This is a genomic window from Streptomyces cahuitamycinicus (assembly GCF_002891435.1).
GTDB classification, from domain to species: domain Bacteria; phylum Actinomycetota; class Actinomycetes; order Streptomycetales; family Streptomycetaceae; genus Streptomyces; species Streptomyces cahuitamycinicus.
In genome coordinates, this window is record NZ_POUC01000249.1 from 1 (window position 1) to 12,001 (window position 12,001).

The following is a 12,001-nucleotide window of genomic DNA, read 5'->3' on the forward strand; positions in this document are numbered from 1 at the left end:
GCCACCCCCGCCGAGCCCCCGGTATCCGCCGGTCCGGACGACGCCGTGGCGCCCGTGGAGTCCCCCGCGGAGACCACGATGGAGCTGCTGATCCCCGTGCAGCCTGGGGCGTCGGACCCGGTCGGGCGTGAAGCCGTGGCCGGGGACGGCCAGTCCGGCCCGCACGGGCCGCCCGCGGCAGAGGCGGACGGGGACGGCAGCCCGGAGCACGAACGCGCGCCCGACGAGGAGGAGGACCGCGTCACCGACAAGGGCCTCCCCAAGCGCACTCCGAAGATCACCGCACAGACCACCGCCCCACGCCAGCGCAGCGGCTCCGTCGACGCCGAAGCCCTGCGTCGCCGTCTCGGCGGGTTCCGCCAGGGCGCGCAGGCCGGCTACCGCGACGTGGAGGCGGAGATCGCCGAGAGGACGGCCTCGCACCAGCGGCCGGCCACCGGCGCAGCAGGACCAGCTGGATCCGGAGATTCCACGGGGGGCACAGTCGAGGAGGCAAGCAGTTGACCGCGCCCAGTACCTTCGGACTGATCGGACTGAGCAGTGAGGCCCGCAACCTGCACTGGCTGCTCACCAACCTCGTCGAGGAGGTACCAGGTCTCCTCTCGGTCGCGGTCGTCTCCTCCGACGGACTGCTCCTGCTCTCCTCCGACGACCAACGCAACAAGGAGGCGAGGGAGGCCCTGCAGGCCCGCGGAACCAAGCGGACCGGCCCCCGCGGCTCCGCCGCCGACCTGGCCACCATCGTCTCCGGCATCGGCAGCCTCACCGTCGGCGCCGCCCGGCTGATGGACTTCGGCGGGACCCGGCACACGATGGTCGCGATGGACGAGGGCAGCCTGTTCGTGATGTCGATCAGCGACGGCTCGCTGCTCGGCGTCCACGGCTCCGCGGACTGCGACATGAGCGTCGTGGCGTACCACATGGCCCTGTTCGTCGGCCGCGCCGGCCACGTGCTGACGCCCGAACTCCGCAGCGAGCTCCGTAAATCCCTGGAGGATTCCCAGACGACGGGGAGTGCCCGATGAGCAGTAAGCCGAAGCATCACCTGCCTGTCCGCGGCGGCGACCGCAAACCCGCCCGGGTCCGCCCCTACTCGCTCACCGGCGGCCGAACCCGCTTCGGCCACGTCCTCCTCGTGGAGACGTTCGTGGCGAGCACGGCCGCGCTCGACGCCCCGGAGGAGCGCAGGGAACTGACGAACGGCAACCTCTCCACCCGCGTCATGCCGGAACTGCGGGCCATCGTCGAACTGTGCCGCCGGATGCGTACGGTGGCCGAGATCGCCGCGCTGCTCAAGATGCCGCTCGGCGTGGTCCGCGTGCTCCTCAGCGACCTCGCGGACCAGGGAAAGATCCGTGTGTACGGAACGGGCACCGGCCACGGCACGGGCCGCCCGGACCGGGCTCTGCTGGAAAGGGTGCTGAGTGGACTCCGTCGTCTCTGACGCCGCTCACGGCGTTGCTGGTACATCCCCGTTCGTCCAGCCGGACGACGGCATGCACGCCTGGGAGACGGACCGCACCCGTGCCCCCATAGCCACGAAGATCGTGGTGGCGGGCGGCTTCGGCGTGGGCAAGACCACGCTGGTCACCGCCGTCTCGGAGATCACGCCCCTGCAGACCGAGGCGCTGATGACCGAGGCGAGCGAGGCGACCGACGATCTGACCGCAACCCCGGGCAAGACCACCACCACCGTCGCCATGGACTTCGGGCGCATCACGCTCGACGACGACCTGGTGCTCTACCTGTTCGGCACGCCGGGCCAGCAGCGGTTCTGGTTCATGTGGGACGACATCGTGCGCGGCGCGATCGGTGCCCTCGTCCTGGCCGACACCCGCCGTCTGAAGGACTGCTTCCCGGTCCTGGACTACTTCGAGAGCTCCGGGCTGCCGTACGTGGTCGCGGTCAACCACTTCGACGGCAGCGAGCTGTTCGAGCCGGAGGACGTGCGGGAGGCCCTGACCATCCCGCGGCACATACCTGTCATGATCATGGACGCGCGTCGCCGGATCTCCGTGATCGAGACCCTCCTGGCCCTCGTGGGCCACGCGCTCGACGAAACCCCCGAGTAGAGGACAGCCCGCATGCGGAAGATACTCGTCGTCGGAGCCGGTCAGTCCGGGCTCCAGATCGCCCTCGGCCTCCAGTCACAGGGGTACGAGGTCACCCTGATGTCCAACCGGACGGCGGACGAGATCCGCACCGGCCGGGTCATGTCGACGCAGTGCATGTTCCACACGGCGCTGCAGCACGAGCGTGATCTCCAGCTGAACTTCTGGGAGTCCCAGGCCCCGAAGATCGAAGGACTCGGCGTCTCGGTCGCCGCCCCCGGCTCCTGGGCCGAGGGCCCCGCGGCCCGTGCGATCGACTGGCTGGGCCGGCTCGACGGGTACGCCCAGTCGATCGACCAGCGGGTGAAGATGGCCGGCTGGATGGAGACGTTCGCGCAGCGCGGCGGGCAGCTCGTCATCCACGGCGCGGCCGTCGGCGACCTCGACTACTTCTCCCGCACCTACGACCTGGTGCTCGTCGCGGCCGGCAAGGGCGAGCTGGTCCAGATGTTCGGCCGAGACGCGGAGCGCTCCCCGTACAGCGAGCCGCAGCGCGCGCTGGCCGTGTCGTATGTCCACGGCCTGGGCCCGCGCCCCGAGCACCCCGACACCGAAGGGGTCCGCTGCAACCTCGTGCCCGGCGTCGGCGAACTGTTCGTCATGCCCTGCCTGACCACCTCGGGCCGCGCCGACATCCTGTTCTGGGAGGGCATACCCGGCGGCCCGCTCGACGCCTTCAACGGCGTCAAGGACCCCGCGGAGCACCTCTCCCTGACCCTGGAACTCATGGAGCGGTACGTCCCCTGGGAGTACGCGCGGGCCACCAAGGTCGAACTGACCGACGCGGGCGGCACACTGGCCGGCCGCTACGCCCCCACCGTCCGCAACCCGATCGGCCGCCTCCCCGGCGGCGGACTCGTGCTGGGTGTCGCGGACGTCGTCGTGGCCAACGACCCGATCACCGGGCAGGGGTCCAACTCGGCGTCCAAATGCGCCGCCGCCTACCTCTCCTCGATCATCGAGCACGGCGACAAGCCGTTCGACGAGGAATGGATGCGCGCCACCTTCGACCGCTACTGGAGCACCGCCCAGCACGTCACCAAGTGGACCAACGCGATGCTCGCGCCGCCGCCGGAGCACATCCTGAACCTCATCGGTGCCGCCGGTGAGCTCCAGCCGGTCGCCGACCGCTTCGCCAACGGCTTCAACGACCCGGCCGACTTCGAGAACTTCCTTTACGACCCGGCGAAGACGCAGGCCTATCTGGTCGAGGTGTCCGGCGCGGGCGCCGCGTAACCCTCGTAGGCCTCGTCCGACCCGTCAGTGGCGCCCTGGGGGAGCTCCGGCGGCTCGTACCGCCGCGGGGGCTTCCCGTCCGGGTCCGGGCGTACGGCGCCCAGGACGGGGTTGGCCGCGATCGGTGAGACCTTCACCTTCGCGCCCGGGCGGGGCGCCTGCACCACCATGCCGTCCCCGAGGTACAGCGCCACGTGCGTGGCCTTCTCGAAGTACACGACCAGGTCGCCCGGGCGCAGCTCGTCCAGCGGGATCCTCTCCAGCCGTTTCCACTGCTCCTGGCTGGTCCGGGGGACGGGCACCCCGGCCTCGGCCCAGGCCCGGGAGGTCAGCCCCGAGCAGTCGTACGTCCTCCGGCCCTCCGCGCCCCACTCGTACGGCTTGCCGAGCTGCCGCACGGCGTAGCGCACGGCCCGGCGGCCCTCTGCCGACGGGGCGTGGACGCCGCTCTCGCTCCCCTTGCTCCCCTCGCTTCCCTTCCTCCCTTGTTTCCCTTGCTCCCGCGATTCTTGTCGTTCCCGCCGCTGTCGCTGTTGGGGCCATCGTCGCCGTTGCGTTCGCCGCTGAGCGCGCCGGACGCCATGAACTCCTTCTGTGCCTTGGCGATGCCGTCCCGCTCGAACTCGGCGAGGTCGGTGAGCTGATCGCGGCTGAGGGAGGCGAGCAGCTTCTCGACGTCGTGCAGGCGGGCGCGGACCTCGTCCCGTTCCTTCTTGCGCCGCTCGGTGAGGGCGAGCCGCCGGTCGAGGGCCGTGCGGGCCTTGCGGGCCAGCTCGCGGGCCGTGCGCTCGCTGCCGGTCAGCCGGCCGACGGTGTCGGCCCGCTCCCTGGCGAGCCGGCCGATCACATGGCCCTGCTCGATCGCGTGCTGCGGGTCGCGGGCCAGGAGGAGGCGCACGTACGGAGAGATGTCGGTGCTGCTCTGGTACTGCTGCCGGGCCAGCCGGCCGGCCGCGCCCCGGCTGTCGTGCAGGGAGAGCCGGGCGCGCGCGAGGGCGCGGTCCAGACGGTCGGTCTCGGCGCGCTGCTTCTTCAGCTTCTCCTCGGTGGCGTTGTAGGCCTCGGTGGCCTCCTCGGCCTTCCTGTAACGCTCCTGAAGATCTGTCAGAAGACCGGCGATCTCGTGCTGTTCCGTGTCCGGCTCGGGAACGGCCGTGGCCGGGACGGGCGCCAGGACGGCTCCGGCCGCCGTCGCCGCGATGCAGACCAGACGCAGAAGTTTTCCTGACATGCCATCACCTCCGATGCGGGGGCGGCGTGGTGCCGCCGGACACCGTGAGGATCAGGGGTGTGCGGCCGGTGCGCGCGGTGGGTGTGCGCGGTTCGGCGCAACGGGGTCACCCGTCGGCGTCGTCCGGCTTGCCGCGCGGCGTGGCGTCTGGCTTCGACCAGGGCCAGTTGAGCCGGCGGCTCGGGGAGCCCTCCGGGTCGTACGCGTACTTCCAGCGGTTGGTCAGGCCGGCCCTGCCCGGCCCCCGGGGGACACGGCGGTAGACGAGCACGGTGTCCGGCCCGCCGTCGGGGTCCGGGACGGGGATGCGGTACGTCTTGGGCGGGTGGCCGGTGATGCCGAGGAGGACGGGCAGGACCCTGCCGTCCATCGGGCCGCCCTCGAAGGGGGTGTCTTCGCTCTTCACGGGATCAGTGTCAGACATCCTCGGCGAGCGCCTGGACCAGGGCATCGGTCTGCGGGTCGCGGCGGGCGGTCACGGTCAGCATCGCCACGAACTGCTCGACGAGCCAGTCGCGGAGGTCCTCGGCGGGGAGCTGCTTGTCCTCGTCGAGCCAGATGAGCGACGACGCCTCCACCGCGGTGATCCACATGCGGATGGTCATGCGCAGGGCGGCGCCGGGTCCGGTGACGCCCAGGTGGCTGAGGATGTGCTCGGCGGCGACGCGGCGGACGCCGTCGACGATGGCGGTGGTGCGGGAGGTCCCGACGACGCTGCCGCCCTGGAGAAGGGCGCTGAAGCCGGTGTCGTGCCCGTCGACGAAGGCCAGGTAGCGGTCGAGGGCGCGGGACAGTCGGGGGACGAGGGGGCCTTCCCGGGGTTCGTCGAAGCAGTGCTGGAGCTCGTCGGCGGCGGAGCGCAGGGCGGCCTCGTAGAGCTGCTGCTTGCCGCCCGGGAAGTACCGGTACACCAGGGGCCGCGAAACCCCGGCCGCCTCCGCCACGTCGTCGAGGGACACCTCCTCCGGGGCGCGGTGGGCGAAGAGGTCCAGCGCGGAGGTCAGCAGCTGACTGCGGCGTTCCTCGACGCTGAGTCGCCGGTAGGCGGGGGTCGGCGCGGCAGGTGTCATGCCTCGCAGGGTAATCGGGGTGCCGGGGAGTCCGCCTTTCTACGCCAGCAGCCCCGACGACTTCCACAGCCGTCGTCCGACCCCTCGCAGCACCCCGATGTCGTCGAGGAAGTCGGTCAGTCGCCGGGAGCCGTTCTGCATGACCTCCCGGCGGTGGCCGCTCGCGCGGACCTGGGCGAGGGCCTCCCGCTTGTCCAGGCCCACGTTCGTGTAGACGTCGGGGTTCACGAACGCCACCGAGAAGACGCGGGCGAACTCGCCGGAGGTGATGCGGGTGAACTCCTGGGACCACTTGGGCGCGGTCACCATCTGGCGGCGGAGTTCCTCACGGGCGTAGCGGACGTGGCGGGCCTCCTCCACGACGTGGATGCGGGTGACGCCGCGGACCAGGGTCTGGACGCGCTCGTCGGGGAACGTCAGCCGCTGCATCCAGTCCAGGACCTCCTCGCCCAGCAGGGTCGCCGTGAAGGAACCCGGCGTGGTGGAGATGGTCTTGAACAGGCGGCCCAGCTGCTGGTGCGCGCGGCTGACCGGGTACCAGGGCGTGTCGCCCCGGGCTATCAGCCGGGCGAACATCTTGGAGTGCCGGCACTCGTCCTCGATCTCGGTGAGGGCGTAGCGGACGTGCGCGCTCGTGGCCGCCTTGTCGTAGATGTGCCGCACCAGCAGCTGCATGAGGATGATCTCGAACCAGATGCCGAGCGAGGCCAGGGCCGCCGCCTCGTGCTGGGAGAGCAGGATGCGCTGCTCCTCGCCCATCCGCTTCCACAGCGGGGTGTCGTAGAGCGACACCAGCTCCGGCGGCCAGAACCACTTGCCCTCCTCGAAGGGCGCGTCCCAGTCCAGTTCCTTGTCCGGGTCGAAGGAGTGCTTGGCTGAGGAGTCGAGCAGCCGCTGGGCCACCTGCTCCCGGTCCTTCAGCAGGCCGAGGGCGTCGCGCAGGCCGTCGAGCGCGTCGGCTTCGGTCAGGGTCGTCATGGCTGCCCACCTCGTTGTGCACACGTCACTGTTGCTCTTATGAGACTGCCTGTCAGCAAGCTCGTCAATCCCCTGCGCACTACTTGTTGACCCGGTGTCTACCTCGTGTGAGCCTGCGGGCATGCCGACCTTCGACCTGTACACCAAGGAACCGGAAGAGCCCGTACGGCAGGTGCCGGCGAGCGGCGCGGCCCGTTTCGCCTGGGAGTACGACGACGGCCGCGACCGTCTCCTGGCCCTCTACCAGAAGGGCAAGGACAAGCAGTGGGACGGCCAGAAGCGGATCGACTGGGAGCTGGAGGTGGATCCGTTCGATCCGCTCGGGACCCCCGACGAGGCGATGTCCCTCTACGGGACCAGGCACTGGGCGAAGCTGACGGAGAAGGACAAGGGCGATCTGCGCCGGCACTACGCCTCCTGGCAGTTCAGCCAGTTCCTGCGCGGAGAGCAGGGCGCGATGATCTGCGCCGCGCGGATCGTGGAGTCGGTGCCCGACCTGGACGCGAAGTTCTACTCCGCGACCCAGACCATGGACGAGGCCCGGCACGCCGAGATCTACGGCCGCTTCCTGCACGAGAAGGTCGGGATGCTGTACCCGATCAACGACAACCTCCAGTCCCTGCTGGACGACACGCTGCGCGACGCCCGCTGGGACATGCCGTACCTGGGCATGCAGGTGCTGATCGAGGGCCTCGCGCTGGCCGCCTTCGGCATGATCAGGGACACGACGGACAAGCCGCTGCCCAAGCAGATCCTCGCCTACGTCATGCAGGACGAGGCCCGGCACGTGGCCTTCGGGCGGATGGCCCTGCGCGACTACTACCGGCAGCTCACGGACGCCGAGTTGAGGGAGCGCGAGGAGTTCGTCATCGAGGGCTGCTACCTCATGCGCGACCGGCTGCGGGGCGTCGAGGTCCTGGAGAACTTCGGCATCCCCAAGGCCGAGGCGGAGGAGTACAGCGAGCAGTCAGAGTTCCTCACCCTGTTCCGCAAGCTCCTCTTCAGCCGCATCGTGCCCTGCGTCAAGGACATCGGCCTGTGGGGCGAACGCCTCCAGCAGGCCTACGTCGACATGGGCGTCCTGGAGATGGGCGACGCCGGCCTGGACCTGTTGATGTCCCAGGACGAGGAGATCGCCGAGAAGCTCGACGCGGAGCGCTTCGCGGCGGAGGAGAGGGAACGGGTGGCGGAGGTGCGGGGGGCGATCGACGCGGGGCGGTGAGCCGCCGGGTGAGGCCCGCTACAGCGCGCCGCAGCCCAGCCCCTCGGGCACCTCGCCGAGCAGGGGAGTCGCGCCCTGGGGCGGGAAGGAGGTCCGCAGGGTGAAGGCGTACGGCGTCGGGCCGTGCGTGCGCAGGTGCAGGACGCGGGACTCCGCCTCGGCGACCGTGGGGCGATGTCCCGCCGGGACCCACCAGAGGGCGACCATGGCCTCCTGGACCCGTTCGAACCACTCACGTCGCCGGGCGAGCATCTCCCGGTGCCGGCCCTGGTACATGTACGCCTTAAGGGCATCGGTGTCGCGCCACACGGACATGTTGATGATCAGCCAGGAGTCGCCGAAGACGGGCACGTCCGTGGCGTCGTCACCGGCCTCGCCCTGAAGACGCCAGACGAAACCCTCTGCCCCGTCCGCGTCCGCGTTCACCGGGTCGAGTTGGTCGACGAAGTCCTTCAACTGCGGTGAGTCGAGCGGCGCCTTGAGACGGCCGAGGTTGACCTGGGCGAGTTCGTACGCGGGCTCAGTCATGAACCGAACGGTAGGTCGGGCGCCCTTGGTTCCGGTAGCCCCGTCTCATCAACCGGTCGGTGCTCGCGTCATCCACCGGTCGTCGCGTCCTCAACCGGTCGGGTGCTCGCGGGAGTTCAGTACCGCCTCCATCACCGCCCGCGCGATCGGCGCCGCGTCACCGCCTCCGCTGATGTCCCCGCGCTCCGCCTCCGCGTCCTCCACGACGACCGCGACCGCCACCCGCGCTGCCAGGTCGCGCTCGCCCTGCGCCCAGGAGACGAACCAGGCGTACGGCGTCCCGGAGTTGCCGAGGCCGTGCTGGGCGGTGCCGGTCTTGCCGCCGACCTTGGCGCCGCGGATGGCGGCTTTGCGTCCGCCGCCGGTCTCGACCACGTCCCGCATCATCGCCCGCAGCCGGACGGCGGTGGACGGGTACATCGCCTGCCGGATCGCCCGCGAGCCGGCCGTCGCGAGGGTGCTGCCGCCCGGCCGGGTCGTGCGCTCCACCAGGTACGGATCCCGCACCTGGCCGCCGTTCGCCACGGCCGCCGCGACCATCGCCATCTGCAGCGGTGTGGCGCGGGTGTTGTACTGGCCGATCGACGACAGGGCCAGCTGGGCCTTGTCCAGGGTGGTGTCGAACGTGGACCGGGCCACCGGGAAGGGGATCCGCAGCTCCCCGTTGCCGAACCCGAAGGCGCGCGCTGTGGCCGTCATGTCCGTCACGCCCACCTCCACACCGAGCCTGGCGAACACCGTGTTGCAGGAGAGGGTGAAGGCCTCGCGCAAGGAGGCGTCCTCGCAGCCCTTCGACGCGTTGGTCAGGCGCGTCCGCGTTCCGGGCAGCCGGTAGGGGTCGGGGGAGTCGGTCGGCGCTTCGAGGTCCGTGACCACACCGGTGTCCAGCGCGGCGGCCGCGGTGACGACCTTGAAGGTCGAGCCCGGCGGATAGGTCTGCCGGACCGCCCGGTTGAGCATCGGGCGGTCCCTGTCCGCGTTGAGCCGCGTCCAGGCCCGCGCCGCGGCCGAGCCGTTGCCGGACAGCGGCTGGGGGTCGTAGGACGGGGCGGACACCAGGGCCAGGATCCGGCCGGTCGACGGCTCCAGCGCCGCCACCGCGCCCTTGCGGCCCGCGAGCCCTTTGAACGCGGCCTCCTGCGCGGCCGGGTGGAGGGTCGTGACGACGTCTCCGCCGGCGTTGTGCGCCCGCGTGAAGTCGTTCCACAGCGGGAACGGCGCCAGCATCGGATCCGCGCCGGACAGCACGCCGTCCTCGGTGCTCTCCAGCAGGGTCGTCCCGTAGAGCTGGGAGGCGAAGCCGGTGACCGGGGCGTACAGCGGGCCGTCGGTGTAGGTCCGTTCGTAGCGCAGGTGCTCGCGGGTGTCCCTGGAGCCGGTGACGGGCCGCCCGCCGACCAGGATGTCCCCGCGCGGCTGCTCGTAGCGGGTGATGTCGGGGCGCCGGTTGCCCGGGTTCCGGTCGTACGACGGTGCCTGGACGATCTGGACGCGGGCGGCGTTCACCAGCAGTGCCACCAGCAGCAGGACGCAGAAGTAGCCGGCGTGCCGGATGTGCCGGGTCACCGGGCGTCCTGCCCGTCGTCATCGCGCCGGGCCGAGTCGCTCACCCGGACCAGCAGCGCCACGATCGCCCAGTTGGTGACCACCGACGAGCCGCCCTGCGCCAGGAACGGCATCGCCAAGCCGGTCAGCGGGATCAGCCCGGTCACCCCGCCCGCGATCACGAACACCTGGAGCGCCACCAGCGAGGCGAGACCGACCGCGAGCAGCCGGCCGAAGGGCTCGCGCTGCGCCAGGCCCGCCCGGAAGCCGCGCTCCACCAGCAGGCCGTAGAGGAGGAAGACGGCGGTGATGCCGGCCAGGCCGAGTTCCTCGCCCGCGGTGGCCAGGATGAAGTCCGACTTCACGGCGAAGCCGATGAGGTACGAGTGGCCGAGTCCGAGGCCCGCACCGAGCAGGCCGCCCTCCGCGAAGGCGAACAGCGACTGGGCGAGCTGGTTCGCGCCCTCGCCCGCCTCGATGGAGGCGAACGGGTGCAGCCAGGTCTCGATCCTGCCGTGCACGTGCGGCTCGAGCCGGCCGACGGCGACCGCACCCAGCGCTGCCAGCAGCAGGCCGACCGCGATCCAGCCGGTGCGGCCGGTGGCGACGTAGAGGAGCACCACGAACAGGCCGAAGAACAGCAGCGAGGTGCCGAGGTCGCGCTCCAGGATCAGCACGCCCACACTCACCAGCCAGACGGCGACGATCGGGCCGAGGACGCGGCCGGTGGGGAGCTGGAGCTTCCAGACGCGGCGGCCGGTGTAGGCGAGCGCGTTGCGGTTCGCCGCCAGGTACGCGGCGAAGAACACCGCCAGCAGCACCTTCGCGAACTCGCCCGGCTGGATGGAGAACCCGGCGATCCGGATCCAGATGCGGGCCCCGTTCACCGCCGGGAACAGGATCGGCAGCGCGAGCAGGACCAGGGCCGCGACCACGCAGACGTACGTGTAGCGCTGAAGCACCCGGTGATCGCGCAGCAGCAGGACGACCAGGATGAACAGCGCCACGCCCAGGGTCGACCACACCAGCTGGGCGGGTGCCGCCCGGTCCCCCGGGGTCTCCAGGTCGAGCCGGTAGATCAGCACCAGGCCGAGTCCGTTGAGGAGCACCCCGATGGGCAGGAGCAGCGGGTCGGCGTACCGGGCCCGCAGCCGTACCGCCAGATGGGCCAGCAGCGCCAGTACGCCGAGCCCGGCGCCGTAGCCCGCGGCACCGGGCGGAAGCGCTCCGTGCCGGGCTAGGCCCACGGCGCAGTAGCCGTACACCGACAGCAGGACGGCCAGCACGATGAGGGCGAGTTCGATGCCCCGGCGGCGGGGGAGGCGGCGGACGGCGGGCGTGGGCGGCTCCGCCGTCGCCACGGTGATTCCGGCCTTACTCATGTCCGGAACCTACCCAAACAGTGCGTCTTGTGTGCCTTTGAGTGACTGAGTGTCAGCACCAGCGTGGCGCGGGGCCGATGTTGTCGATGTACCGGGCCGCGCCCCAGGCCCAGGTGCCGTCCGTCAGCAGGTACCAGAGCGGATTGCCCTGCACGGTCTCGCCGCCCGTCTTGCAGAAGATCTTGACGACGTCGCCCCGGTGGGCGAACCGGATGATCTGCGAACCGCGGTTCGGAGCGCTGCGCAGCGCCAGCGTGTCCGCGGTGACGACGCCCTCGTAGAGGCGCTGGTCGTGGTGGCCGTTCCCGCCGCTGCCGTTGCCGCCGTTCCCGTTCCCGCCGTTGCCGCCGCTGCCGTTCCCGTTCCCGCCGCTGCCGTTGCCGCCGTTCCCGCCGCTGGGGTCGTGGTGGCTGTTGCCATTGCCACCGTTGCCGTTGCCGTTGCCGCCGCTCGGGTCCCAGTCGTCCTGGGCGGCGGCGGGCGTGACGGCGGCCGCGGCGGCGAGGAGCCCGGCGGCGGTTGCTATGGAGAGACGGGTGCGTAGTGACATGGGGGTACCTCCATGGATGGGCGAGAGTGCCGAAGCTGACTTATCGCCACATTAGGAGCGCCCAGGGGGTGTCGCCCCTCACGCTGGGCCATAGGAGAACGTGCCCCGGGCCCTCACTCCGCCGCCAGCGTCAGGGTGGCCACCGCCC

The 12,001-nt window shown here is 71.1% G+C and carries 12 protein-coding genes and 2 pseudogenes; 6 read left to right on the forward strand and 8 right to left on the reverse strand.

The features are described from left to right. The 5 genes and pseudogenes from C1J00_RS27635 to C1J00_RS27655 form a co-directional block, all read left to right on the forward strand. A pseudogene (locus C1J00_RS27635) lies at positions 1-504 on the forward strand (histidine kinase); the annotation flags it as partial. Then, on the forward strand, positions 501-1,025 hold the full coding sequence (locus C1J00_RS27640; RefSeq protein ID WP_102911730.1) for a roadblock/LC7 domain-containing protein: 525 nt from the start codon (positions 501-503) through the stop codon (positions 1,023-1,025). The pseudogene C1J00_RS27635 and the gene C1J00_RS27640, both read left to right, overlap by 4 nt. After that, positions 1,022-1,444 (forward strand): DUF742 domain-containing protein, encoded by a 423-nt coding sequence (locus C1J00_RS27645; protein ID WP_102911731.1) that lies wholly within the window; start codon positions 1,022-1,024, stop codon positions 1,442-1,444. Before C1J00_RS27640 ends, C1J00_RS27645 begins: the two co-directional genes overlap by 4 nt. Next, complete coding sequence (locus C1J00_RS27650) at positions 1,425-2,072, forward strand: GTP-binding protein (protein WP_102911732.1); 648 nt, start codon at positions 1,425-1,427, stop codon at positions 2,070-2,072. The genes C1J00_RS27645 and C1J00_RS27650 overlap by 20 nt, the downstream gene beginning before the upstream one ends. Positions 2,073-2,084: 12 nt before the next feature. Beyond that, on the forward strand, positions 2,085-3,347 hold the full coding sequence (locus C1J00_RS27655) for a styrene monooxygenase/indole monooxygenase family protein (RefSeq protein ID WP_102911733.1): 1,263 nt from the start codon (positions 2,085-2,087) through the stop codon (positions 3,345-3,347). Here C1J00_RS27655 and C1J00_RS27660 read toward each other — a convergent pair. The 4 genes and pseudogenes from C1J00_RS27660 to C1J00_RS27675 form a co-directional block, all read right to left on the reverse strand. Beyond that, positions 3,311-4,578 (reverse strand): annotated as a pseudogene (locus C1J00_RS27660) (C40 family peptidase). The gene C1J00_RS27655 and the pseudogene C1J00_RS27660 sit on opposite strands and share 37 nt — an antisense overlap. A gap of 106 nt (positions 4,579-4,684) precedes the next feature. Beyond that, positions 4,685-4,984, reverse strand: a complete 300-nt coding sequence (locus C1J00_RS27665) for a DUF8847 domain-containing protein (protein WP_102911734.1) — start codon at positions 4,982-4,984, stop codon at positions 4,685-4,687. 10 nt (positions 4,985-4,994) lie between these two features. Further along, on the reverse strand, positions 4,995-5,648 hold the full coding sequence (locus C1J00_RS27670) for a TetR/AcrR family transcriptional regulator (protein WP_102911735.1): 654 nt from the start codon (positions 5,646-5,648) through the stop codon (positions 4,995-4,997). Between the two features lie 39 nt (positions 5,649-5,687). Further along, a complete protein-coding gene (locus tag C1J00_RS27675) occupies positions 5,688-6,626 on the reverse strand; it encodes an AurF N-oxygenase family protein (protein ID WP_102911736.1) in 939 nt (312 codons plus the stop codon). 121 nt (positions 6,627-6,747) lie between these two features. Here C1J00_RS27675 and C1J00_RS27680 point away from each other — a divergent pair, with 121 nt between their 5' ends. Next, positions 6,748-7,848, forward strand: a complete 1,101-nt coding sequence (locus C1J00_RS27680; protein ID WP_102911737.1) for a ferritin-like domain-containing protein — start codon at positions 6,748-6,750, stop codon at positions 7,846-7,848. 18 nt (positions 7,849-7,866) lie between these two features. Here the strand turns inward: C1J00_RS27680 and C1J00_RS27685 are convergent, their stop codons facing one another. From C1J00_RS27685 to C1J00_RS27700, 4 genes are all read right to left on the reverse strand, one after another. Continuing rightward, the gene (locus C1J00_RS27685; RefSeq protein WP_102911738.1) at positions 7,867-8,376 is read right to left on the reverse strand and encodes a DUF3291 domain-containing protein; all 510 of its coding nucleotides are present in this window, start codon (positions 8,374-8,376) and stop codon (positions 7,867-7,869) included. A gap of 90 nt (positions 8,377-8,466) precedes the next feature. Continuing rightward, the gene (locus C1J00_RS27690; protein WP_102911739.1) at positions 8,467-9,942 is read right to left on the reverse strand and encodes a penicillin-binding transpeptidase domain-containing protein; all 1,476 of its coding nucleotides are present in this window, start codon (positions 9,940-9,942) and stop codon (positions 8,467-8,469) included. Then, positions 9,939-11,303: an FtsW/RodA/SpoVE family cell cycle protein gene (locus C1J00_RS27695; RefSeq protein ID WP_102911740.1), complete on the reverse strand. Its 1,365-nt coding sequence runs from the start codon at positions 11,301-11,303 to the stop codon at positions 9,939-9,941. Before C1J00_RS27695 ends, C1J00_RS27690 begins: the two co-directional genes overlap by 4 nt. A gap of 52 nt (positions 11,304-11,355) precedes the next feature. Next, positions 11,356-11,853 carry an SH3 domain-containing protein gene (locus tag C1J00_RS27700; protein ID WP_102911741.1) on the reverse strand — a complete coding sequence of 166 codons (498 nt, stop codon included), beginning with the start codon at positions 11,851-11,853 and terminating at the stop codon, positions 11,356-11,358. Between the last annotated feature and the right edge of the window lie 148 nt (positions 11,854-12,001).